This window comes from Acinetobacter sp. (genome assembly GCF_036659555.1).
Lineage (GTDB): Bacteria > Pseudomonadota > Gammaproteobacteria > Pseudomonadales > Moraxellaceae > Acinetobacter.
In genome coordinates this window covers 1-23,057 of the sequence record NZ_JAVXCI010000045.1, presented here as the reverse complement: position 1 = coordinate 23,057, position 23,057 = coordinate 1, and the positions used below count along the sequence as shown (strand labels likewise).

The following is a 23,057-nucleotide window of genomic DNA, read 5'->3' as shown; positions in this document are numbered from 1 at the left end:
GAGCTCCAAAAATTCGATTTAAAAACGGTAAGACTCCGCTGTGAATAGCCCAAAAGGTTAAGAAGTTTACGGCGAAACTCCTTAACTGACTGATATTACTGCAGCATGCAGGGCTTTTTTATTTATGCAGGAAGTTCTGCTCAATCTGCCGAATCAGGCCATTTATATTTTCCGGGCAGATCAGCCGATGATGGCCGCCTTCCAGCGCCTGAATCTGCATATAGTCTTCCAGCTGCTCCTGCGCCGCGCGCATATCCAGAATTTCGTCGCCCAGTTCCAGATAGGCCAGCTGCGGAATGTCATGATCCAGGTCTTCATCGCAGATTGCGGGATAATCTTCGCGGAAATTCGGCTGCAGGCTGGGGTTGGCGATAACGCAGGGAATCTGATGCGCCAGTGACATTTTCAGCGCCCAATAGCCGCCCAAGCTGTGGCCGACAATAATATCGGGCTTGATTTTCTCAATAATTTCATCATAAAAGTCGGCAACGGTCTGAAAATTCAGGTTGCGGTAGTCGACATTGATGCAATATTTCCGCTTGGCGTCAATTGCATGAAATTTGGTTGATTCACGCGAAGAATCTAAACCATGCAGGAATAAAATTTTAGATACGCAGGAGCTCATTGTTTTTGTTCGCACTGGCTTTTTCAATAATTGCTGAGGACTGAAAATAATGCACTTTTCAACCAATATGTTTTGAATATTGTAGTGCGCCTGAGCAAATAAGGAATTTAGATTTTGGTCTAATCTACTAAGGGCGAATAGCTAAATCGCCCTGCGCGTAGAAGCGCAGCAGGGCGCTATTTTGCAGTGCGGAATAAAGGCGGAAATCCGCGGATATGCTGTGCGCTGACGGCTTATGCGCATTGCGCTTGGCCGCGGGCCGGGCTGAAGCGCAGGAGGAAGCAGCCGGAGAAACCGGCCTGCGGCATTGAGCCGGCGGCGATTTGTACAGCCAGCTGCGGCGAAAGCCTGCTGAAATTATCAGAGAATCTACGAATTTTGCTGTATTTCTGCTATGCTATGCGACTTCCATTTTACTAATCATATTCGAGGCAGAGATGACGCAACATAACGCTCAATCGACTTCTGAACAGCTTCTTTCCGAAAACGATTTAATTGCACAGCGTCATGCCAAGTTAAAGCAAATTGAAGAACATGCGAAGCAAAGCGGCGTCAGCCCTTGGCCGAATACATTCAAGCGCGAGCATTATGCGCAGGATTTGCAAGTTGAATTCGCTGATAAATCTAAAGAAGAAATTGAAGCAGGCGAGCGCGTGCAGGTCAGTGTTGCCGGCCGCGTGATGCTGAACCGCGGTTCATTCATTGTGATTCAGGACATGACAGGCCGCATCCAGCTTTATGTTGCGCGCAAAGAGCTTGAGCCTAAAGTGCTGGAAAGCATTAAAAGCCTGGATCTGGGCGATATTATTGCCGTTGAGGGCTATATCGGCCGTTCAGGCAAGGGCGACCTGTATGTGCACATCGAGCATTTTGAGCTTTTAACCAAGTCGCTGCGCCCGCTGCCGGACAAATTCCACGGCCTGAACGACACCGAAGTTAAATACCGCCAGCGCTATTTAGACTTGATCGTCAATGAAGAAACCCGCAAAACTTTTGAAATCCGCGCCAAAGTGGTTGCCGGCATCCGCAGCTATTTAATCAATGAGCGTTTCATGGAAGTTGAAACGCCAATGATGCATGTCATTCCAGGCGGCGCGTCTGCGCGTCCATTTGAAACCCATCATAATGCATTGGACATGCCGCTGTTTTTGCGCATTGCGCCAGAGCTGTATTTAAAGCGCCTGGTTGTCGGCGGTTTTGAGCGGGTGTTTGAAATTAACCGCAACTTCCGCAACGAAGGCGTTTCAACACGGCATAACCCGGAATTCACCATGATTGAATTCTACCAGGCTTATGCAGACTACAAAGACCTGATGGCTTTGACTGAAAATATGCTGGAAAAGCTGGCGCTTGATATTCTGGGTTCTACCGATGTGCCTTACGGCGATGAAGTGTACAGTTTCAAAGGCCCGTTTAAGAAAATTTCAATGGCTGACGCTATTCTTGAGCACAATCCGCAGTTCACCGCGGAAAATGTCGCTGACCGTGACTTCCTGGCGAAATTCATTCAGGAAGAGCTGAAAGAGCAGGTCAAGCCGGGCTTCGGCTTGGGCCGCCTGCAGACCATCGTGTTTGAAGAAACGGTTGAAACCAAGCTGCGCCAGCCGACATTCATTACGGAATATCCTGCGGAAACTTCGCCTTTGGCGCGCCGCAATGATGACAACCCTCATATCACTGACCGTTTTGAATTCTTCATCGGCGGCCGTGAATTGGCGAATGGCTTCTCTGAGCTGAACGACCCAATCGATCAGGCTGAGCGTTTTCAGGCGCAGGTCGCTGAAAAAGATGCCGGCGACGATGAAGCGATGCATTTCGATGCAGACTTTATTGAAGCGCTGGAATATGGCTTGCCGCCGACAGCCGGCGAAGGCATCGGCATTGACCGTCTGGTGATGCTGTTCGCCAATGCGCCAAGCATCCGTGATGTGATTTTATTCCCGCATATGCGCCATAAAAACGCATAAGCTGAAAAACCCGCGCTATGCGGGTTTTTTTCGCGCTGAGGCCAGCCTTCATACCGGATATAGCTGCTGAGAATCAAATGCATGGCTGGCTTTGAGCAGGGCTTTGCTGAATTGCAGGCAAAAAAATACGCAATGATTGGGGTTTTCATTGCGTAGAACAACGAATCCGCTTTCGCAGCTTCGGTAAAGGAGAAATATATGGCTTCAGGTTTCCCTAAAAGCATAGGGTAATCTTAGGATGAACGGCCAGTCACTTCATCAGCATTCGCGTTACGGCATGTTAAGCAACGTTAAAAGCTGGATATTTGTGTGATTGGTTTGCTTTTATTTCATCTATAATCGGATTTGCGTCACAAAAATACTCTCGTCAGGCGGGAGATGGGCTGTTGGGAACAGCAGCGGAAAGTGCTGCTCAGCCGATGCTGCTGCCCTCATGTGGTGGCATTTAAAGCTGGCCAATGCTGCTGCAGGATTTTGATCAGCTTCCTTCGCCGTCTAGAAATCAATCACGACTGACGGCGCGCTGCGTTGGGCCTCGCCATGATATACCGCTTCTATATTGTTGCCGTCGGGGTCAAGCACAAATGCTGCATAATAGCCGGGATGATAGGGGCGCTCACCCGGTTTGCCACTGCAGCGGCCGCCATGTGCCATTGCTGCGCGATAGAAAGCATCCACGGTTTCGCGGTCTTTGGCTTGAAATGCCAAGTGGTGCCGTCCGGTCAGCATGCCCTGCGCAGCGGGGCTTTCCGCTGAAGATACGACGAGTTCATCCGCCCAGAAATAGCCTTCAGCCGTGCCGGTGATGGGGATCTCCAGCACAGCCAGCGCCGCTGCATAGAAGTCTTGGCTGGCCTTCAGGTCGCGCACCACAAGCTGAATGTGGTCGATGAGCCGCCCGCGGTGCAGTTGAGTGTTCATGCCATTCTCCGGATATAAGGGCTGAATTGCCGCGCATCCCGGTTCATCATAAAGTTAAAGCAGCGCTTTGTAACAGCCTTTTCCGCGCTGCCGGGTATTTAAGCGTGATTGAATTGCATAGGATATTCTGCAGCGTTTTTTCTTCGAATTTTTAATGCTGCTGGATGCGCGAGCGTTATAGCTAAATTCTAAAGTCTATATTACGTATAATTGCTCATAAAATATAATTGCATTAGATTTTAGTCGCGTTAACTATTTCGGTAATTAACGATGATGCTTGCACTGCCTCATTTTTACTTTATTTAAAAGTTTCAATGCCTTTGCGCAGGCGAGGCTCTCCTTTGGAAAGACCCAAAGGAGACAAAAGTCTTTTGTTGCCCATACACGGCATCCTGAGCCAGTTTTAAGCACGGCTTTAAAATGCAGCGCAAGGGATGGGCAACGTGCGGCATCCATGCCGCACACGCGTATCCGAAGTTTATTTTACTCAAGAGCCTAGGAAGCTGGAAGCTAAAGGAATTTTCGCAGAGTCATGTAAGCAAACTTAGCTATATTGCTAAATTTTGAAATCTGTACCGCATATAATTTCCCATAAAATATGATTTCATTAGGTTTTGTATGTGGTAGCTATTTAGGTAATTCACTATATCGGATGTCTGAGCTGGCTTGTTTCTTGCGGGGCAGAGAACTGCTGCGCTTTCAAAAAGAAAAAGCCGGCCAGTTTCTGAACCGGCCGGCTTTATCCGCTGAAAAGGCTGCGCCTTTAAAGCATTACTGAGAACTTCAGCGCTTAGAAATGAAAGACGCCTAAGCCAGACTTCACTTCATCCAAAGTCTGCTGGGTAATATCGCGGCATTTGTCTGTGCCGGCCTTTAAGATGTCCATGATGTAGTCAGGGTCTTTGGCCAGCTCCATGCGGCGCTCGCGGATAGGGCCGATCAGCTCTTTCAGCACGCCTTCAAGGCGCTTCTTCACTGTGCCGTCGCCCAGGCCGCCGCGGCGGTAGTGCGCTTTCAGCTCTTCAACTTCTTCCTTATTGGCGTCAAAAGCGTCCAGATAAGTGAATACGATATTGCCTTCCACTTGGCCCGGATCTTCAATGCGCAGGTGGTTCGGGTCAGTGTACATCGCGTTGACCGCTTTTTTGATGTCCTTGTCCGAAGCGTCCAGCACAATGGTATTGCCCAGCGACTTGGACATTTTCGCCTTGCCGTCAAAGCCCGGCAGGCGGCTCATATTGGACAGCAGCGCTTTGCATTCCGGCAGCAGCTCATGGCCAATCTGGCGGTTCAGGCGGCGCACAATTTCGTTGGTCTGTTCAATCATTGGAATCTGGTCTTCGCCGACCGGAACTACGGTGGCCTTGAAGGCCGTAATGTCGGCAGCCTGCGCCACCGGGTAGCACAGGAAGCCGGCAGGAATGTCGCGCTCAAAGCCGCGCATCTGAATTTCAGACTTGATGGTCGGGTTGCGCTCCAGGCGCGCCACAGTCACGAAGTTCAAATACAGCATGGTCAATTCGTTCAATGCCGGCAAGCTGGATTGGACGCAAATTGTTGTTTTTGCAGGGTCTATGCCCACAGCCAAATAATCTGTCGCAACTTCGATAATATTGCGGCGGACTTTTTCAAAGTTGTCCGCATTGTCCGTAAACGCCTGCGCATCGGCCAGCAGCAGATGCTGATGGTGAGAATCCTGCAGCCCTACGCGCGAGCGTAAAGAGCCGACAAAGTGGCCGAGGTGAAGCTGTCCAGTTGGACGGTCGCCAGTCAAAATCACTGGACGGTTATCTTGATTGCTCATTATTTATTCCATAGTCGCAGCCAGCGCTGCAGTGCGTTTTCAAAGAATGGCAATATTGTACGGCATTATTTTTTTTTATGTCAGTAACAATAAAAACACAGCTAAAAAATATCTGTGATTTAATAAGGCAAATGCGGAAAAACCTGCAAAACCCTTTAAAATTGCAGAAAATGAATAGGAAAAACAACAATGGCCAGCAGCCTGCTATTGCTTTTAGATGATATTGCCACGGTGCTTGATGATGTTGCGGTCATGAGCAAAATGGCTGCCAAAAAAACCGCAGGCGTTTTAGGGGATGATTTGGCCTTAAATGCGCAGCAGGTCAGCGGCGTGCGCTCAGACCGCGAACTGCCGGTAGTGTGGCGCGTGGCAAAAGGCTCATTTGTGAATAAGCTGATTCTGGTGCCGCTTGCGCTGCTGATCAGCGTGATTGCGCCGTGGGCGATCAATCCCTTGCTGATGCTGGGCGGCTTATTTCTGTGCTATGAGGGCGTGGAAAAACTGCTGCACAGCCTGCCGCATAAAAAAGCCCAAACGGCGGATGAAGCCCGGCAGGAATTGGAGCATACTGAAATTGATCTTGCGCTTTATGAAAAGGATAAGGTGAAAGGCGCCATCCGCACCGATTTTATCCTTTCAGCGGAAATTGTGGTGATTTCGCTGGGTACAGTGGCTGCCGCCGGCTTTCTGACCAAAGTCAGCGTGCTTAGCTTGATTGCCATTGCAATGACGGTGGGCGTTTACGGCTTTGTCGCGCTGATTGTTAAAATTGATGATATTGGACTGCATTTGACTGAGCAGGCTTCAAGCGCGAAACAGCGCATGGGGCGCGGCCTGCTGGCCTTTGCTCCAGTGTTGATGAAAACCCTGTCTGTGGTCGGAACGGTTGCCATGTTTCTGGTCGGCGGCGGCATCATCAATCATGCCGTGCCGTGGATGCACCATTTTTCCGAAGGTACGGTGAAATATGTGCAGGATATTCCGAACGCCGGCAGCATTGTCGGTGCAGTTGCCCAGAACTCGCTGAATCTGCTGATTGGCCTTGCTGCCGGGCTGCTGGTGCTTTTGGCGGTCGGCTTGGTGAAAAAACTCTGGCCTAAGCCGGCGTAGCTGCGCATGCGGCGTGTTCAGCCGGCTGGCCCTCTCAGGTAAAGGATAATCGTTATGCGTTGGAAAGGCCGCCGTGTCAGTGAAAATGTCGAAGACCGCCGCGGCGGGGGCGGAGCCAAAGCTGGAGGCATCAGCATTTTAGGCCTGATCGCGGCCTTTGTGGCGTGGAAGTTTTTTGGCGCCGATCCGCAGCAGGCGTATCAGGCCACCAAGCAGCTGACCGAGCAGGGCGCAGCTGCCGAAACCAGAGGCTTGGACAATCCCACGCCGGAGCAGCAGGAAGCTATTGCCTTTGTCGGCACGGTGCTGGCGGATACCGAGGATACATGGGCGCAGGTTTTTCAAAGCCAGCTGGGCGCGCAATATGCGCCGCCTAAGCTGGTGATGTTCAGCGGCGCAGTCAGTTCAGGCTGTGGCGCAGCGCAGTCCGCCATGGGGCCGTTCTACTGTCCAGCTGACCGGAAAGTCTATATTGATACTGGATTCTTTAAAGATATGCGTACGCAGATGGGCATTTCTGGCGAGCAGAATCAGACTGAACTGTCCAGGCGGGATCAGGCCGGCGATTTTGCGCAGGCCTATGTGATAGCGCATGAGGTCGGGCATCATATTCAAACTTTGCTGGGCATTTCAGCGCAGGTGAAGCAGGCGCGCGCGCAGGCGTCCGAAGTTCAGGGCAATCAGCTGTCCGTGCGCCAGGAGCTGCAGGCGGACTGCCTCGCAGGCATTTGGGCGCATCATAATCAGCAGCGCACGCAGTTCCTTGAGCCGGGCGATATTGAAGAGGCGATGGATGCGGCGCATAAAATCGGTGATGACTATCTGCAGAAAAGCGCTACAGGTCAGGTGGTGCCGGACAGCTTTACCCACGGCAGCAGCGCGCAGCGCATGGCGTGGTTTCAAAAAGGCCTGAAATCCGGGCAAATGGACAGCTGCGATACTTTTAATCAGCCTGTTTAACAGCAAATTTTGCTGAAGCAGGGAACAGGAGCAAAGCATTGCTCCTGTTTTTTTGCGCAAAATGAGGCTTTCGGCGTACGGAAAACTTCAGCCAGCCTGCAGCGGAAAAGCTGCAGAAGAACAGCATTGATCTATTTGTCGGAATTATGCTGGAATAGGCTGGACTAAAAAATCAGCATTTTTTAGAATGCGCGCACAAATACAATAAATGCATAAAAATAATCATGCTGAAAAATATCTATTCCCTGATGGAAGGCTTTGGCCTCAGCGCGCAAAAGCGCGCCCTGCATATCCAATTTTCCAATGAAGTTTTAAACAGTCTGGTCTTTCTGCAGCGCATGGAAGGCCGGCATCAGATCAATCAAGGCCTGCGCGCGGAACTCATTTGCCTGTCCAGCGATGCGCATATCCCCTTAAAGCAGTTTATCGGCGGCCGGGCAGCCATTGACCAGGTGACTGACTTGGGTCAGCTTAGCCGCCTTACGGGGGTGATTACCGGCGCCAGCCAAGGCCAAAGCGACGGCGCGCTCACCGTGTATAAGCTGGTGGTTGAAGACGCCTCAGCGCTTTGGCATAAGCGCCGCAACAGCCGGGTTTTTATGAATAAAAGCGTGCGCGATATTGCTGAAGTGCTGTTCAGCGAATGGCAGCGGAAAAGCGCTTTATTCGCAGCCAGCCTGACGCTGAATTTGGCAGGGCTGAGCCGTGACTATGCCGTGCGCCCCTTTACGATGCAGGCCAATGAAACAGATTATGACTTCTTAACGCGGCTTTGGCGCAGCGAAGGCATCAATTGGCTGATTGATGAAGCGGAACTGACCGTTGCAGCCTCCGCAGTGCCGATGCAGGTGCAGCAGCTGCGCCTGATTGATGATAATCAGGCCTTTGATGCTCTTGGCCGGCGCGCTATCCGCTTTCACCGCAGCCATGCTGCCGAGCGTCTGGACACCATCACCAGTTTTTCGGCGGAGCGCGCCCTGCAGTCTACTGCCATACAGACCCAGCGCTGGCAGGCGCAGAATTTGGCGCAAGACCAGTCCAGTCCGGCGCTGAGCGCGCATCAGCACAGCGGCCAGCAGGAAAATGCAAGCTTAAGCCTGGAGCAGGCGTGGACAGTCAGTCCTGCCTGGACTGCCGACCTGAATGGGGGAGATCAGGCTGCAGCGCCGCATGCAGGGCAGCTGGAACAGCTGAACCGGCAGCTGAACCAGTATCAGGAACTGCAGTCCAAATGCTTCAGGGCCAGCAGCAGCGTGCGCGATGCGCAGACGGGTTATTGGTTTGAATTGGAAGATCATCCTGAAATTGACCGGCATGAGGGCTCTGAGCGCGAATTTCTGATTCTGGGCAAAGCCTTTTACAGCCAGAATAATCTGCCGAAGGACATCTCAGTACAGCTGGATAAGCTGCTCAGCGCCAGCTGCTGGCAGCCAGCAGGCGATGAACGCCAAGCCAGTGAATTGCATCTGGTGCGCCGCAGCATTGCTGTAGTGCCTGAATATAATCCGATGCAGCACCGTCCGCTGGCTTATCCGCAGCGCGCCAAAGTAGCCGGGCCTGAAGGCGAAACCATCCATGTGGATGCCTGGGGGCGCATCAAAGTCCGCTTTATGTTTACCCGCGCGGATGATCACGGCCATGACGGCGGCGCGGGCGCCAATGACAATGACACCGATTCCGCCTGGGTGGATGTGCTGACTCCGTGGGCCGGCGAGGGCTATGGCGCGCGCTTCCATCCGCGCATCGGTGAAATTGTAGTGATTGACTTCTTTGAGGGCGATGTTGACCGGCCTTTTGTTGTTGGGCGCATTCATGAAGCCGAACGCCATCAGGCCAGATTTGACCTTAAAGGCCAGCTGCCGGAAACTAAAAAGCTTAGCGGCATCCGCACTCAGGAAGTGGATGGCTCAGGCTTCAATCAATTGCGCTTTGATGATACTGCGGGGCAAATCAGCGCGCAGCTGCAAAGCAGCCATGGCGCCAGCCAATTGAACTTGGGCAACCTCAGCCATCCGAAGCAAGAGGAAGCCAGCGCCGGGCGCGGAGAGGGCTTTGAATTAAGGACAGATGCCTGGGGTGCAATGCGCGCCGGCAAAGGCATGCTGATCAGCACCTATGCGCAGGATCAGGCGGTAGCGGATCATTTGGCGGCTGCCGAAGCGCAATCGCTGCTGCTGCAGGGTCAGGACAGCATGAGCATGCTCAGCAGCATTGCGGTAAAGCAGCGGACGGATGCCCTCAATGTAATTGGGCGCCTGCCGAAACTGATTCAGTCGCTGGAAATGAAGAACACTTCTGAAGCGCTGATTGCAACAGTCAATCTGTTTAAAGATGAGCTGAGTAAAGACCCTTTAGGCGCACTGAAAAACTGCAAAAGCTTTGTCAAAGACTTAGGCGTAATCACTCAGGATGTCAAAGGCGCTGCCAAGCAGTTTCATGAATATTTTGAAGATGCCGAGGAGGCTTTTGACAGTTTGAAAGAGGTGATTCAAAACCTGCAGGATCACGGTTCTGAACAGCTGCAGGGGCGTATTTCCGGGCTAGACAGCCTGTTGAAAGATGATCCGCTGAAAGTGCTGAAAGAAATAGGAAAAATTGTCGAAGAGATTAAAGTCAATCCGGAAGATTTAATCAATATCAATGGCTGCGGTTTTGGCCAGCCGGAAATTTTTACCCCGGTGAAAGCTCTGGAGCATGTGAAAGGCTTTATGGAGGGCTATGCGCAGAATTTGGAAAGTTCCGGAAATCCTAAACAGCAGGAACAGGGCAGGCTTTTCAGGCAGGCGCTGATGCTTTTGGCTTCGCCGAATGGCATTGCGCTGGCCACGCCTGAAGATATTGTGCTGCAGGCTTCTCAAGATATTGCTGCAAGCGCTCAGGGGTCAATTAACTTCAGCGCGCAGAAAAGCATAGTCAGCCATGCGCAGGATAAAATCAGCCTATTTGCCGCGCAAAAGGGCTTCAGTGCTTATGCTGCCAGAGGCAAGCTGGAACTGCAGGCGCAGGATGATGCCATTGAGGCTATTGCGCGCAAAGTCATTAAGCTGATTTCGACGGAAGATAAGGTTGAAATCACCAGCCCTAAGGAGATTGTGCTGACTGCGGGCGGTTCACAGCTGAGAATTAATGGTGATGGAATTTTTACAGCCACTGGCGGGAAGTTTGAGAGCAAGGCTGGGCAGCATAGTTTTGTGGGCGGAGCGAAGGTTTCTTATGAGATTCCTCAGCTGCCAAATAATGTTTTATTTAGTAATAGGCTGGATGTTTATGATCTATTTTGGGATTTTGAATTGCCAAATTTATCTTACACAGCAAAATTCTGCGATGGAAGAATTGCTGCCGGCAGCCTGGATGAGAATGGCAGGACTGGGAGAATAGGTTCTGATGCTTCTGAAAAGGCGGAAGTATTTGTTGATACAAATACAGACTGGATTGTTGAGTTTGAAGAAGCTTCTGATACTGAGCTGAATAATATTATTACAGAAAAATAAGGCAATATAAGAATGAATACTGCATTAAAAGGTAAACTATATAATATTACATTTACTTTACATGATCTTACTCACAAGCCTATTCCATATTTATATTTTGAAATAAAAAATGGAAAAGAGTTAGTAAAAAAAGGACGTACAAATTTACAAGGCGAGATTTCATTAAAATATGTAGGGGGGAATTCGCTGACAGTATTTGTAAGAAAAGACCATGATCAAACGATGAAGAAAATAGGTGTTATACACACGCCTAATAAAAATATAAGAGTAAAGTTAATTAGCCCAAAGATGAAGTTTGATGTAACGCTTTTGCCTCACAAGGAACAAGGTAAATATTGGAGAGGAACCTATCAGGTTAAAAGCGGGGATACGCTTTCTAAAATTGCTAAGGAGCACAATACAACAGTTTCGGCTTTATTGGCATTAAATCTGTCTATTAAATCCCCCAATTCAATTTATAGGGATGAACAAATTGCATTAGGTGAGTGTAATGCTGATGCCGTTATAAAATTAACTTCAGATTCGACAATAAAAATTCCTCCTAGGAAGAAAACAGGTAAAGTTATTGATGATAGGAAGAGCAAATCTTTGAGCCCAGCAGATATAAAGGCAGATATTGCAGAATCAAAGACTGAAAAAGCGCAGAAAATAGAAACTAAGTCCCATCAAGCGCAATCTCCTAAGCAAAATGCTTCAGCGCCTCAAACAGCTCAACTTCCAGCCCAGAACCCGCCTCAACAAATTACAAGTCAAACAGCAGCACAGCAGAAAATTGATGTTCAGCAGGAGCATAATGACAAAAAACAGCCAGTAGCAGTTGCAGGCTTAAGCGGGTGTGTTTGTAAGGATTACAGTATAGCTTGGGGGAAAAGTGGAAAATACGTAAATTGTGAATTTAGAAAAAAAGTTATTCAAATATGTAAAGACATGTGGCCAAATGATATTAAAAATATGGCGAATAACTTAATGGCGTGCATGCATCTAGAGTCGAGCAGAAGCTTTAATCCGGCAATTGAGAATGATGCAGGTTATGTGGGATTGATTCAGTTTGGTAAAGATGTGATTGCAGATTTAAAAAAGAATACAGATTCAACATTAACTAAAGAAAAATTGAGGAAAATGTCAGGAGTTCAACAGCTGGATTTAGTCAAAGCGCATTTTATGTGGGCAGACCATCATAAGCTGATGAAATCACTCACAGATATGTATTTATACATAAACTATCCGAACGCTCTGCTATTAGGGAAAAATAAACCTAGCAATATTTTATATCAAGGTGGAAAAGGAACGAGCGCTTATCATGCTAATCCATCTTTCATGAAAGAAAATGGAGAATTTGAATATATATATGATTATAAAAAAAATAGTGATGGTTCATTTAAGCTGGATAAAAGTAAAAATAAAATTCCTATAAGAGGTTTTGATGAGGGAAAAACATATATATGGGAGGTAACAAAAGAAATTGAGAAACACTTTGCTGAAGGTATAAAGGAAAAAAATAAAGAAACAAACTTCTCTTGTTCAATTAAACCAGCAGTTCCAATAAAAGATATCTGTGCTAATTGTCATAAAAAGCATATGAATTTAAAGGACTCTGTTAAGTGGATTTCTCAGTTTTCTCAACCTAGGCCAAATGTTGCCTGTGCTAGAACATGTGTATTGATATTAAAAAATAGCAAGCTCAGTCCATCAGCGGGATCATCAACTGGATTATTCCAAGTTGCGATAGAAAATTCAAAGCATACTGCAGTTAATGCTACAGATAGCTTCCAGTCAGGATTGAATTATTTAGACAAAGAGCTGGCTTCAGGCCATCCGGTAATGATTGGTGTTGATCATAAGCTGGGGTATGGTTTTAATGAGGGTACGACAGACCATTTTATTGTAGTGGTTGGCAGAGGGTGCGAGAATGGGAAAATTTATTATAATTTTTATGATGTTGGCACTAGGCATCAGGATAAAGGTGCTAGTGAAGATAACAAGTTATATGTAACTGATGGATTTTTACGGGGGAGAACGGCATATAACGGCAGTACTTATACAATGACGCAAGTTAGAAGAAATTAAAAAGGTAATTATAATCATGAAAAAAACTATTAGTTTTGTATTAATCCTTTTTCCAGTATCCACTATGGCGATTCCATTAGGTAATTACATAATGGTTGATAGAAAAGGTGATGGTTTTGTACGATTTTGTAAGGCTGAAACTACTGAAGAATTAGAAAATATAAATTTAACTAAGGAAAATATATATTTATCTCTGCCAGAAAAAACAAATTATATGATTTTAAAGAAAATACAAAAAAATAATGGTAGTATATTGGAGGTTGAAAATCAATTTAAAGTTAAATATAAATATTTAATCAGTAAAACTAATGATGATGGAGTTTATCAGTGGGAGGCTTATTCCGGTAAGAAAAAGATTGATGATTTATCTTTCTTTGCTGTAAAAAAGTCTTTTATTGGGAAGATTAAAGATTCTGGAGAATGCCAATGAAATTCTATTGTTTAATTTTTTTGTTGTTTTTACCAAGTTTATCTTTTGCTAATTTAATGGATGAGTTTTTTAGTAAATTTAATTTAAATAGTAATTACTATATTTATCAGGATAAAAAACTAAGATGGCAATATGATTGTGTTGTTTATATTAATATGCTGAAAGGTGGGATTAATATAAATGCTGTAAATTTTGATAAAATAAATAAGAAAGTAAAATTTACTTTTGACTCATCTGATCACCCATTTTATAAATTAACTAAAGTCATAAAAGTTAACAGTCATGAGTATATTTTATACTTCCATGATAAAGAGGATAGCAGTAATTTCAGTTATGACGTAAGAATTGGTAAAGATGGTATTTCGTTTTGGGATTATCATGATTCTACAGAAAATTCAGAAAATTTTAATGATCGAAGTTTTATATTGCTAAGCTTTGAGGGGAAACCAAAAATAAACATTCTAAATAGCTGTAAGCTAGATTAGTTTAAATTTTATAGGGTATAGAATTTAAAGATGCTTTTGGGTGGGATTTCTTAAAACAGATCATTTAAATTAAAAGAATTTCTGTCTAAGGTTCTAGGAGCTTAGCAGGTCATTTATCGAATGCCTTCTGATTGGATTGTGATAAATCTTAATATAATTGAGAATAACTATATATACTTGTTTATCATAAATAAATATAACTCTGTGTCAGATGGGGTTGTTTTTTTAGGTTTTTTAAAGAAAAAATAGCAGAGTTTAAGAATAGGTATCCTAAGATAAAAATTCAGCACATTCGTGATAAAAAAGGAACATATCCTCAATGAGAATATTTTTTAATAAGCATTCAGTTTTTAAAGTTTTTATTGGTTTTTTTGCATTTTATAATACGTTTGTGTATGCAGATTTTGGATTTATTTCCGATAAAGATGGATTTTCGAATTTGCGGGAAGAGGCAACTTTAAGTTCACAAGTTATTGGAAAAGTTGAAAATGGAGAAATTGTTTCATGTATTTTAGAAGAAGAAACTTCAAATTTTTGCTTTGTTAACATCAGTAATGGAAAAGCAGGTTATATTTATAAGAACAGGATTAATTTTTTTCAGAAATTTAATTCTGTGAATTTGGTAAAATTTATGCCAAATTTAGCTGTTTATGGAAATTCAAATATTGTTGTAAGTGTTTCATCAAAAACCTTGGATAAAAATAAAATAATGTATGAAAAAAAAGACAGTAAATACTACATTGGAAATAAATATCTGTGGGGTACTGATAATCAAATGCCTACAAGTGATTTTTTGCAATTATCTAAGATTAAAGTTGAATATGGTGGAAAAGTTATTGCTATTTCATCAAATGATCTGGAAAAATTTCTTTTTACAAAAGATGGGCTAAATGGCAGGAATGAACTGGCTGATTTTAAAATTTATTACAAGGATGGTGATATTTATATAATGAATCAGTTTAATAGTGGGGGAGCTGGTGCATATAATTTATTTTTTCATATAAAAGATCAGAAGGTGGTTGATAGGAAAGTTTGGCTTGAGGAAATATAAAGTTTTTTCTTGACTGGTAGGTTTTTTAAATGAAAAAATAATAAATTTCAATTATTTATATTATTGCAAGCTTCTCTTTTATGATTGATTTCATGAATTTTTTTTGTAGGCTGGTATATTAGATCTCTTGCTTTAGTCGAAATTTAATTAATGATAAGCCTTGATTCTTAAAGAAATATTCAAGCCTAAAATAGTCAAAAATGATACTTCCGCAAGAGGTCTATTCTAATCCTCTAAATTTCCTTACGGCAGGCCTTCTGCTGAATGCATCGCTGGCGGAAGCTAAAATAGTCAGAACGCCTATGAATACAGCAGCAGGTACTGAACAGCATGCTGAAATAAAAGCGGAAAATAGGCACAGCTAGAACTGATCAATGCCAAAACCGCTGTTTCTGCTGTTTAATTGGAACCCTTATTTATTCAGGAATTTTTTGAAATTGAGCAGGATGCGGAAGCTGACAAACAGCGCGGCCAAGGCGAACAGGCCCACGCCAAAAACCACATATTTCAGGTCGGCAACATCCTGCAGGTAAAATTGCTGAATCTGCTCAGGCGTATAGCTTAGGCGCTGGCTGCGCTGCGTCCGGCTGTCTGTATAGCTCACATTTTGAATATATTGAAAATTCCCAGCCTTGATTAAATCAAGGCTTTGCACCTGCCGGGTTTGCTGCTGATTGTATTCATCCAGGCAAATTTCCGGATAGTGCCGGCAGCCGGTTTTGGCAATATAGCCGTTTTGCGCAATCGCGACATACACGGCCTGATCCGGCTTCTGATTATTGGACAGCAGCACCAGCTGCTCCTGCGCAGTGGACTGCAGGTGAGTTTTCTTGGCCTGCGCAAAATTCTGCTGCGCCTGCGCAATTTCATAAGCCTTGGAAAAGCAGGTCAGCAATAGGGCAGCGGTGACGGTAAAAATCACAGCGGCGAAACAGGCGCGGAAAATAAGCTTGATAGTGTGATGCATAGGGGAAGAGCGTGCTGAGTAGGCCAAGCGGATGCATGGAAAACATGCAAGAGCCTGTATGTTACCGCATCCCTAATGCAATTGTGAAATAAACTGAATTGATACAGGCGCAGGCTGGGAAATTCGCTAAAATATTTTAGATATAAATGCTTCTTGATGAAGCATTTATCCGTTGAATGTATAGATTCCCTATATAGCGCCGCAGATCAAAGAATTGGAAACAGCATGGGAAACTTTTTTTTCTTACAGGTTTTTACCGTCATTTTTGCACTGTCTATTGCAACCACTATTTTCAATAAGCGGATTTTGGGCTTCCCTCAAGCCATTGGCGTTCCGATTGTTTCCGCAATTTTCGTATTTATTCTGCAGTGGGGCGCAAGCCTGCTGAACGGCAATCAGTTTGTCACTATCAATATCCACAACATTGAAGAAGCGGTCAGGCATATCGACTTTTATGACTTCCTCATCAATGGCGTGATCTGCTTCATTCTGACGTCATCTGCGCTGAAGTTTAAAGTATCTGATCTGCGCAGCTACTGGAAACCCATCAGCATTTTGGCCAGCATTGCCCTGGTGCTGTGCGCGGCTTTTTTCGGACTTGCGCTGTACGGCTATCAGTTCCTGATGGGCCAGCATGTTGACCTGCTGGTTTTGCTCCTGCTTGGCGCGGCTTTGGGGGCAACTGACCCGATTGGGGTGAAAGGCGTGCTCAGCTCCGTGCGCGCCCCGCATCATCTGATGGTGAAGCTGGAAGGCGAATCGCTGTTTAATGACGCCATGTGTATTGCGCTGTTTATGACCCTGCTGAATGTGCTGAAAGGCGAGCATTTTACCGTCATTGGCGTGCTGGAAACGTTGCTGTATGAAATTGCTGTTGCGGTCGTGATCGGCTGGGGCTTTGGGCAAGGCATTCTGCGCCTGCTGCGCGGCAAGCATGAAATGGAATCGCTGATTTTAACCACGGCTTTGCTGGCCTGCGGCTCCTATCTGGTGGCGCTGCTGGCGCATGCCTCTGCGCCGATTGCCTGCGTGATCGGCGGACTGATTGTCGGCAACCGCTGGAAAGAAATTCTGGAAGCGCGCGAAATCCGCGAAGTCAACCATTTCTGGCATACGGTCGAAGGCATCATCAACTCCTTCCTGTTCACCTTGATCGGCCTTGAGCTGTTTATTCTGGATTTAAGCATCAGCCTGATCTTGGGCGGGATCGTCGCATTCCTTATTCTGCATGCATCGCGTTTCGCTGCCAATTACCTGTCCTTTGCTTTTTTCCCGAGTTTCCGCCAGAAAAGCTATAACGGCAGCTTGGCGATTTTATCCTGGGGCGGGGTGCGCGGCGGCATCTCGCTGGCTTTGATTCTGGCGGTGGCCAACGTGCCGCAGCTGAGTGAATACAGCAGTATTCTCATCGGCTATACTTTTATTGCGGTGCTGCTGTCCGGCGTGGTTTGCGGCTTGGGCCTGCCGGCGGTCATGAATGCCTTCTACCATAATCCGAATGAGGAAACGCAGGGTTTTAAGGGCTGGTATCAGCGCATGTGCCATAAGATGAACCGCAGGGGTTTTCAGTATACGGTCGGTGAAGATGCATACGGCAATGAAACCATTACGGTATACAAGCCCGAAAGCCTGATTGATGAAAAGGCTGATGATGGCGTGGCTGCTGTGCATAACCCTGAACGGGTTCAGGAGGTGAAGCGCCTGGAGGATCCCGGCAATTTTTAGGCGGGTCTGCCGGATTTTAAAGGAGGTTGAGATGATGCAGAGCCGAGAGCTGATGCAGCAGATTCTGGCTGTTGTCGCGCTGATTCCATACGGAAAAGTCGCAACTTACGGGCAGGTGGCAAAATTGGCGGGCTTGCCTAAGCATGCGCGCTTAGTCGGTTATGCGCTGAAGCATATGGATGCGCAGGCGGATTTGCCGTGGCACCGGGTGATTAACAGCCAAGGGAAAATCAGCTTAGGCCGGCTGAATGAGCGCGGTGAAAATATTCAGCAGCAGAAACTGCTGCAGGAGGGGATTGCGCTCACCTGCGCTAAAGTTGACCTGAAAAAGCATCAGTGGGATGCATAGGCATGAGCTTCTCATGCGCATGCAGGGGGAATTCAAATTCAGACTTACTTGCGAACCACAAGCACAGGAATGTCAGACGCGCCCAGGACACTTTGCGCAACGCTGCCGAGGAAAAATTTCTTAATGCCTGTGCGCCCGTGAGAGCCGATCACAATCAAATCCGCCTTGGCGTCTTGCGCGGCTTGGGCAATTTCAGCATGAACAACTTGGCCTTCCAGCAATTTTGTTTCAACTTCAACGCCATCTGCATGGAATTTTTCTTTTACTTCGCTCAGGTTGTTTACAATAGAAGTGCGGGCGCGCTCAATCAGGTCATTGGTCTGCGATGCGGAAATATATTCAGCTGCAATATAAGGGTCGAGCACTAAAACCTGAACAACGGTAATTTTACTGTTAAATGCCTTTGCAAATTCTGCAGCTTTAGCCACCGCAGCGTAAGAAGTTTCTGAGCCGTCAACGGGAACTAAAATATTTTGAAACGCCATGTGAATTCTCCTTATTGTCTAAATATTTTATAAGCAGCTGCTTAAGTTGCACTGTATGAAAAATAACTGCCTTGGCTTGATCATAGCGCGAAATAAGCATAAAGAAAACCTAGCGGATTTATACGGATATTTTTGAAAAATCTTAACAATATCAAAATATATGAAAGACTTACTCTATGCCGGGCGCAGGCTGAAACGTCTTGTTGATATTTATCTAACACTAAAGTTTGATGCGGAATTCAGATCAATGGCTGTACTGAATGCGCAGCCGGGCTGGCGCATGGCATGCCGCGGCTGCGGATCTGCGCTTTTATTCACACTGAATTGATTTTTCATCCAATTTCAGCAAGGGGGCCTGCTGCTGATAATTTTGCAGTATGCGCTCCCTGTCTGCTCCAAAGATTTGGTGTTGAAGCTGCTCAATTTTTTTCTGGCTTAGGCGCAGGCTGGCGCAGTGCATGGCGGTTTGGTTTTCTTCTGCAATTGCGAAGCGCGCAGCTTCATCCTTTGCGGAAAAGCTGTGAATTTTCTGCTGCGCTCTGCTCAGCTGCGCAAGGCTGCGCTTTTGCTGCATGCTGAGCAGGGCTTGCGAGTTAATCCACTTGGCAACGTCCATGCGCACGCCATGATAATTGACAAAAACAGGGGAAATCAGCTGGCAGCCTGCAAGGCTGAGGCTCAGCATCAGGCCGCAGAAAATAGCTGGCTTCATATTCGGCATCTCTTGAGTAACTGTGCAATTTTTAAATAAAAATGTGAAAATTGCCAGAATAAGCTGCAGTTTTGCCTGTTTTTTAAGTGCTTGATGCGCTGTTGGATAAAGTGTGAGCATTTGCAGCTGAAAAAGCTTGACGCTGCCGTGCGGAATTTAGATAATGCGCACACAGTTTACGGCTATGTAGCTCAGTTGGTTAGAGCACAGCACTCATAATGCTGGGGTCACAGGTTCGAGTCCCGTCATAGCCACCATTTTAAAAGGCCAAGCTCTCAGCTTGGCCTCTTTTTTGCCTGCAGAAAAGAGGCCGGCTTTTCATCCCAGCTGCTGTTTATTCCAGCGCTAAGATTTTTTCCTTCCTTTCCGTAAATTAAAATCAACGCAGGCTGCGTTCAGGCCGGGTCTTTGCATTCCTTTTAGGCATAAAAAAGCTCAAACCGGAGTTTGAGCTTGATGCTGCATGAAGTTCAGCCCGGCATTAAATGCCCGGTTTCCAGCCGTTGACAATCGGGTAGCGGCGTTCGCGGCTGAATGCGCGCGAGCTGATGCGCGGGCCAATTGCGCCCTGGCGGCGCTTGTATTCATTGATGTCCACCAGACGGATGATTTTAGCCACAACTTCCGCATCAAAGCCTTTGGCGATGATATCGTCCTGACTGGCGTCTTCTTCAATATAGGCGTACAGAATGGCATCCAGCACATCATAAGCAGGCAGTGAATCCTGATCTTTCTGATCCGGGCGCAGTTCTGCGGAAGGCGGGCGGATGATCACGCGCTCTGGAATCACTGGCGCATCTGCAATGCTGTTGCGGTATTTCGCCAATTCAAACACGATGGTTTTATACACGTCTTTCAGCACCGCAAAGCCGCCGGCCATATCGCCGTACAGCGTGCAGTAGCCGACCGCCAGTTCAGACTTGTTGCCGGTTGACAGCACCAGGTTGCCGAACTTGTTGGACAGCGCCATCAGCAGCGTGCCGCGTGAGCGCGCCTGCAGGTTTTCTTCAGTCGCATCCGCCGGCGAATTGCCAAAGAACGGGAACAGCGTGTGCATGAAGCTGGCGACAACCGGGTTGATTTCGGCAATGCCGAACGTCACGCCCATATGCTTGGCCTGCGCCGCAGCGTCTTCCACGCTGATTTGCGAGGTGTAAGTGTACGGCATCATCACCGCCTGAACATTCTCAGGGCCAATGGCGTCAGCAGCGATCGCCAGCGTCAGCGCCGAGTCAATGCCGCCGGATAAGCCGAGAATCACGCCGGGGAAGCCTGAACGCTGCACATAGTCGCGGGTCGCCATTACCAGGCTTTGATAGATTTCAGCCATGGTGTCCAGCGCAGGTGCGACCGTGCCGGTTTTGAAAGCTTTCTGCTGCGCATCAAATTCTGCAATATACAGGCCTTGCTGGAAGCTTGGCGCCTGCATTGCCACCTGGCCTTCTTTGCTGATGACAAAGCTGGTGCCGTCAAAAACCAGGTCATCCTGGCCGCCGGCCTGATTGCAGTAGACAAGGTTCAGGTTCATCTGCTTGGCTAATGCGGACATGGTTTCAACGCGGTGCTGCGGCTTGCCGACTTCATAAGGCGAAGCATTCAAGACCAATGCGGTTTCCACATTCAGCTGCGCCAGCTGCTGCACCGTCGGCAGCGCCCAGATATCTTCGCAAATCAGCACGCCGAATTTATGGCCAAGGTATTCAAACACCAGATGCTGATGGCCTTCGCTGAAATAGCGCTTTTCATCAAAAACGCTGTAATTCGGCAGATTCTGCTTATTGTATATGCCTAAAACCTGCCCGTCCTTCATGACGGCCGCCGAGTTGTAGCGCTGGCCGTCTTCGGTCTGGTTCACAAAGCCGAAAACCAGAACAATGTCTTTAATTTCAGCCAGCTTGTCAAAAGCCAGCTTGGTGCGCTTGCCCAGGCTCGGGCGCAGCAGCAGATCTTCGGCCGGATAGCCCACCGTAGACAGTTCGGGGAAAACAATAATATCGGCGTTTTGTTTTTTCGCTTCATTGGCCTGTTCCAGTATTTTCTCGGCATTTGCTTCTAAATTGCCAATATGCGGAGAAAACTGGGCAAGTGCAATTTTAAAACTATTCATTTCCAACTAAATCCTATTCCTATAGGGTGAATGCACTTAAAATACTGATTTCATTATTGTAATTATTCAGCTGGGTGCATTTTAGATACTCAAAAGACCGCCTTGAGGGCGCAAATAAAAACATTATTAAGCTGTGATGTAAAAAACCTTCCGCGGCCCAAAGCTTTTAAATTCAGTGCTATTTTAGCTGAATTTAGTTTAGATACTAGAGCCAATTCATAGGTTTTAGCATTGAAATGGGGCGGGATGCTTCATTTGGCCTGCGCAGCGCGGAATCTTGCGTCTGATTTTGATTGAAAATAGAGCAAAGCATCAATTTAATCTTGGTTATTCAGCCAGTCCGCCGCTGCGCGGCCTGAGGCTCAAGGATGATATTCTGAATGCGCTTGAAAAAGATATCCCGCGCAATATCGCCCTGCTGTTCAATATTGTAGTCAAAAAAGGCCTTGCCGGCTTTCAGCTGGTATGCGTAGGGATTGTATTTGACGAAGCTGAGGAAAAAGGCGCTCTGCAGAATGGCGCCCCGCAGCAGCACATGAACCTTCTGCTGGTATTGGTAGATGTGCGCCATCTCATGAATGAACAGGCCTTGGAAGGCGGAGCTTTCCGCAGAATAGTCGCGGCTGTAGTTTGGCGGTCTGGCGTGAATTGCGCCGCAGGGCGCCATAATGACATGCCGGGCCTGCCATGGCAGGTAAGGATGGTTCATGATTTTGACTTGGCTGTAGTCAATTAGGCCGCCGAAAACCGTTCTGCACAGCGCAATTTCGCCTGCGGTTAAGCCGCGGCATTCAAAGCGCTCCAGCTTCAGCAGTTTAATCAGCAGCGGAATGAAATACAGCATAAGCGGTCAGGGCTGAGGGCAGAAGTTGCCGGTAGCTTTAGGATAGCAAATTTCTGCAGCTGCGGATTTTTTAAAAGCGCTTTATGCTGAAAGCTGCAGCGCAGTTTGCCTTAAAACTAGCATGACCCGAATGGCTATCAATTTGGCGCGAAGTGCGGAATTCCCGGCGTTCAGCTACTTTTTGGCTTGCAGGACGGCATTTACGGCAGCAGCTGGAGGCATATTTTTACTTGTTTGCATCCAAACTTTCATTTGAATGATTATGATGCCTCGGGATTATTAGCCTATTACAAAGCACGCCTACTGACTCCTGAGACAGGGGCGCCGCATTTCATTAAGGGGTTTCCCCTGGCATGTGAAGCATCATCTTCCTGCTGAAATAGGCGGGCAGCATATTCCGCTTAAAGCCGGCTTAAGCCGTCAGCCTGTTTGGAGCGGGGCGTAGCTGAGTTTCAGCCATAAAAAAACCGCCACAAAGGGCGGTTTCTTTCCATCGGCTGATTCTTGCGAATTAACGGCCTTGGATATCGCGCTGCGTTTCGCCTGTGTAAAGCTGGCGAGGACGGCCGATTTTGTAAGGGCCGCTGTGCATTTCCAGCCAGTGGCTGATCCAGCCAACTGTGCGTGCAAGCGCAAAGATTACAGTAAACATTTCTGTCGGGATACCAATCGCTTTAAGAATGATGCCTGAGTAGAAGTCTACGTTCGGGTACAGGTTGCGTTTGATGAAGTATTCGTCAGACAGCGCAATGCGTTCAAGTTCCATTGCAAGCGCAAGCTGAGGATCGTTGATGCCAAGCGCGCTAAGCACTTCGTCGCAAGTCTCTTTCATGACTTTAGCGCGAGGGTCGAAGTTTTTGTAAACGCGGTGACCGAAGCCCATCAGCTTAACTTCTTTAGTCTTCACTTTTTCCATGAAGTCAGCAACGTTTTCTACAGTGCCGATTTCATCAAGCA

19 protein-coding genes, 1 tRNA gene and 1 pseudogene are annotated in these 23,057 nt (G+C 47.0%); 12 read left to right on the top strand and 9 right to left on the bottom strand.

The annotated features are described in order from the left end of the window. Nucleotides 1-118: 118 nt before the first annotated feature. Nucleotides 119-625 carry a YqiA/YcfP family alpha/beta fold hydrolase gene (locus tag RSA72_RS07875; RefSeq protein WP_332621912.1) on the bottom strand — a complete coding sequence of 169 codons (507 nt, stop codon included), beginning with the start codon at nt 623-625 and terminating at the stop codon, nt 119-121. A 437-nt stretch (nt 626-1,062) separates the two neighbouring features. Between RSA72_RS07875 and lysS the strand changes: the two genes are divergently transcribed. After that, nucleotides 1,063-2,592 (top strand): lysine--tRNA ligase, encoded by a 1,530-nt coding sequence (lysS, locus tag RSA72_RS07870; protein ID WP_332621887.1) that lies wholly within the window; start codon nt 1,063-1,065, stop codon nt 2,590-2,592. A gap of 495 nt (nt 2,593-3,087) precedes the next feature. Here lysS and RSA72_RS07865 read toward each other — a convergent pair whose 3' ends face one another. After that, the gene (locus RSA72_RS07865) at nt 3,088-3,513 is read right to left on the bottom strand and encodes a VOC family protein (protein WP_332621888.1); all 426 of its coding nucleotides are present in this window, start codon (nt 3,511-3,513) and stop codon (nt 3,088-3,090) included. Nucleotides 3,514-4,303: 790 nt separating this feature from the next. Then, nucleotides 4,304-5,317, bottom strand: a complete 1,014-nt coding sequence (trpS, locus tag RSA72_RS07860; protein ID WP_332621890.1) for a tryptophan--tRNA ligase — start codon at nt 5,315-5,317, stop codon at nt 4,304-4,306. A 189-nt stretch (nt 5,318-5,506) separates the two neighbouring features. Between trpS and RSA72_RS07855 the strand changes: the two genes are divergently transcribed. The 7 genes from RSA72_RS07855 (at nt 5,507) to RSA72_RS07825 (ending at nt 14,911) form a co-directional block, all read left to right on the top strand. Continuing rightward, the gene (locus tag RSA72_RS07855) at nt 5,507-6,427 is read left to right on the top strand and encodes a DUF808 domain-containing protein (protein ID WP_332621891.1); all 921 of its coding nucleotides are present in this window, start codon (nt 5,507-5,509) and stop codon (nt 6,425-6,427) included. Between the two features lie 54 nt (nt 6,428-6,481). Then, a complete protein-coding gene (ypfJ, locus tag RSA72_RS07850) occupies nt 6,482-7,387 on the top strand; it encodes a KPN_02809 family neutral zinc metallopeptidase (protein ID WP_332621892.1) in 906 nt (301 codons plus the stop codon). A 224-nt stretch (nt 7,388-7,611) separates the two neighbouring features. Further along, on the top strand, nt 7,612-10,878 hold the full coding sequence (locus tag RSA72_RS07845; protein ID WP_332621893.1) for a type VI secretion system Vgr family protein: 3,267 nt from the start codon (nt 7,612-7,614) through the stop codon (nt 10,876-10,878). Between the two features lie 12 nt (nt 10,879-10,890). Continuing rightward, nucleotides 10,891-12,945 carry a LysM peptidoglycan-binding domain-containing protein gene (locus RSA72_RS07840; protein WP_332621895.1) on the top strand — a complete coding sequence of 685 codons (2,055 nt, stop codon included), beginning with the start codon at nt 10,891-10,893 and terminating at the stop codon, nt 12,943-12,945. Between the two features lie 16 nt (nt 12,946-12,961). Further along, the gene (locus RSA72_RS07835; protein WP_332621897.1) at nt 12,962-13,375 is read left to right on the top strand and encodes a hypothetical protein; all 414 of its coding nucleotides are present in this window, start codon (nt 12,962-12,964) and stop codon (nt 13,373-13,375) included. Then, complete coding sequence (locus RSA72_RS07830; RefSeq protein WP_332621899.1) at nt 13,372-13,860, top strand: hypothetical protein; 489 nt, start codon at nt 13,372-13,374, stop codon at nt 13,858-13,860. Before RSA72_RS07835 ends, RSA72_RS07830 begins: the two co-directional genes overlap by 4 nt. 319 nt (nt 13,861-14,179) lie before the next feature. Then, a complete protein-coding gene (locus tag RSA72_RS07825) occupies nt 14,180-14,911 on the top strand; it encodes an SH3 domain-containing protein (RefSeq protein WP_332621900.1) in 732 nt (243 codons plus the stop codon). 412 nt (nt 14,912-15,323) lie between these two features. Here RSA72_RS07825 and RSA72_RS07820 read toward each other — a convergent pair whose 3' ends face one another. Next, a complete protein-coding gene (locus tag RSA72_RS07820; protein ID WP_332621903.1) occupies nt 15,324-15,878 on the bottom strand; it encodes a hypothetical protein in 555 nt (184 codons plus the stop codon). 225 nt (nt 15,879-16,103) lie between these two features. Between RSA72_RS07820 and RSA72_RS07815 the strand changes: the two genes are divergently transcribed. Both RSA72_RS07815 and RSA72_RS07810 read left to right on the top strand, forming a co-directional pair. Beyond that, complete coding sequence (locus tag RSA72_RS07815) at nt 16,104-17,603, top strand: cation:proton antiporter (RefSeq protein ID WP_332621905.1); 1,500 nt, start codon at nt 16,104-16,106, stop codon at nt 17,601-17,603. A gap of 31 nt (nt 17,604-17,634) precedes the next feature. Beyond that, on the top strand, nt 17,635-17,952 hold the full coding sequence (locus RSA72_RS07810) for an MGMT family protein (RefSeq protein WP_332621906.1): 318 nt from the start codon (nt 17,635-17,637) through the stop codon (nt 17,950-17,952). Nucleotides 17,953-17,996: 44 nt separating this feature from the next. On the opposite strand, the gene RSA72_RS07805 is transcribed toward RSA72_RS07810, so the two are convergent. Continuing rightward, nucleotides 17,997-18,437: a universal stress protein gene (locus tag RSA72_RS07805; RefSeq protein ID WP_332621907.1), complete on the bottom strand. Its 441-nt coding sequence runs from the start codon at nt 18,435-18,437 to the stop codon at nt 17,997-17,999. Nucleotides 18,438-18,747: 310 nt separating this feature from the next. After that, the gene (locus RSA72_RS07800) at nt 18,748-19,149 is read right to left on the bottom strand and encodes a hypothetical protein (protein WP_332621908.1); all 402 of its coding nucleotides are present in this window, start codon (nt 19,147-19,149) and stop codon (nt 18,748-18,750) included. Between the two features lie 180 nt (nt 19,150-19,329). Here RSA72_RS07800 and RSA72_RS07795 point away from each other — a divergent pair. Then, nucleotides 19,330-19,406 (top strand) — tRNA-Met (locus tag RSA72_RS07795). Between the two features lie 224 nt (nt 19,407-19,630). Here the strand turns inward: RSA72_RS07795 and RSA72_RS07790 are convergent. Together RSA72_RS07790 and RSA72_RS07785 are read right to left on the bottom strand one after the other, a co-directional pair. After that, nucleotides 19,631-21,256, bottom strand: coding sequence for an NAD+ synthase (locus tag RSA72_RS07790; protein ID WP_332621911.1), 1,626 nt, complete (start codon nt 21,254-21,256; stop codon nt 19,631-19,633). A gap of 331 nt (nt 21,257-21,587) precedes the next feature. Further along, nucleotides 21,588-22,100, bottom strand: a complete 513-nt coding sequence (locus tag RSA72_RS07785; protein WP_332632993.1) for a hypothetical protein — start codon at nt 22,098-22,100, stop codon at nt 21,588-21,590. A gap of 174 nt (nt 22,101-22,274) precedes the next feature. Here RSA72_RS07785 and RSA72_RS07780 point away from each other — a divergent pair. Continuing rightward, a pseudogene (locus RSA72_RS07780) lies at nt 22,275-22,478 on the top strand (metal-dependent hydrolase); the annotation flags it as partial. Nucleotides 22,479-22,611: 133 nt separating this feature from the next. Here the strand turns inward: RSA72_RS07780 and RSA72_RS07775 are convergent. Further along, the coding region (locus RSA72_RS07775; RefSeq protein ID WP_332624777.1) for a citrate/2-methylcitrate synthase at nt 22,612-23,057 on the bottom strand (446 nt) is incomplete at its 5' end.

What these genes read in the sequence shown, in the direction of transcription:
- ypfJ (WP_332621892.1), top strand. Translation starts at nt 6,482, where the DNA reads ATGCGTTGGAAAGGCCGCCGTGTCAGTGAAAATGTCGAAGACCGCCGC.
- RSA72_RS07855 (WP_332621891.1), top strand. Translation starts at nt 5,507, where the DNA reads ATGGCCAGCAGCCTGCTATTGCTTTTAGATGATATTGCCACGGTGCTT.
- RSA72_RS07830 (WP_332621899.1), top strand. Translation starts at nt 13,372, where the DNA reads ATGAAATTCTATTGTTTAATTTTTTTGTTGTTTTTACCAAGTTTATCT.
- RSA72_RS07835 (WP_332621897.1), top strand. Translation starts at nt 12,962, where the DNA reads ATGAAAAAAACTATTAGTTTTGTATTAATCCTTTTTCCAGTATCCACT.
- RSA72_RS07820 (WP_332621903.1), bottom strand. Translation starts at nt 15,878, where the DNA reads ATGCATCACACTATCAAGCTTATTTTCCGCGCCTGTTTCGCCGCTGTG.
- RSA72_RS07805 (WP_332621907.1), bottom strand. Translation starts at nt 18,437, where the DNA reads ATGGCGTTTCAAAATATTTTAGTTCCCGTTGACGGCTCAGAAACTTCT.
- RSA72_RS07845 (WP_332621893.1), top strand. Translation starts at nt 7,612, where the DNA reads ATGCTGAAAAATATCTATTCCCTGATGGAAGGCTTTGGCCTCAGCGCG.
- lysS (WP_332621887.1), top strand. Translation starts at nt 1,063, where the DNA reads ATGACGCAACATAACGCTCAATCGACTTCTGAACAGCTTCTTTCCGAA.
- RSA72_RS07875 (WP_332621912.1), bottom strand. Translation starts at nt 625, where the DNA reads ATGAGCTCCTGCGTATCTAAAATTTTATTCCTGCATGGTTTAGATTCT.
- RSA72_RS07785 (WP_332632993.1), bottom strand. Translation starts at nt 22,100, where the DNA reads ATGCTGTATTTCATTCCGCTGCTGATTAAACTGCTGAAGCTGGAGCGC.
- RSA72_RS07840 (WP_332621895.1), top strand. Translation starts at nt 10,891, where the DNA reads ATGAATACTGCATTAAAAGGTAAACTATATAATATTACATTTACTTTA.
- RSA72_RS07815 (WP_332621905.1), top strand. Translation starts at nt 16,104, where the DNA reads ATGGGAAACTTTTTTTTCTTACAGGTTTTTACCGTCATTTTTGCACTG.
- RSA72_RS07800 (WP_332621908.1), bottom strand. Translation starts at nt 19,149, where the DNA reads ATGAAGCCAGCTATTTTCTGCGGCCTGATGCTGAGCCTCAGCCTTGCA.
- RSA72_RS07865 (WP_332621888.1), bottom strand. Translation starts at nt 3,513, where the DNA reads ATGAACACTCAACTGCACCGCGGGCGGCTCATCGACCACATTCAGCTT.
- RSA72_RS07790 (WP_332621911.1), bottom strand. Translation starts at nt 21,256, where the DNA reads ATGAATAGTTTTAAAATTGCACTTGCCCAGTTTTCTCCGCATATTGGC.
- trpS (WP_332621890.1), bottom strand. Translation starts at nt 5,317, where the DNA reads ATGAGCAATCAAGATAACCGTCCAGTGATTTTGACTGGCGACCGTCCA.
- RSA72_RS07810 (WP_332621906.1), top strand. Translation starts at nt 17,635, where the DNA reads ATGATGCAGAGCCGAGAGCTGATGCAGCAGATTCTGGCTGTTGTCGCG.
- RSA72_RS07825 (WP_332621900.1), top strand. Translation starts at nt 14,180, where the DNA reads ATGAGAATATTTTTTAATAAGCATTCAGTTTTTAAAGTTTTTATTGGT.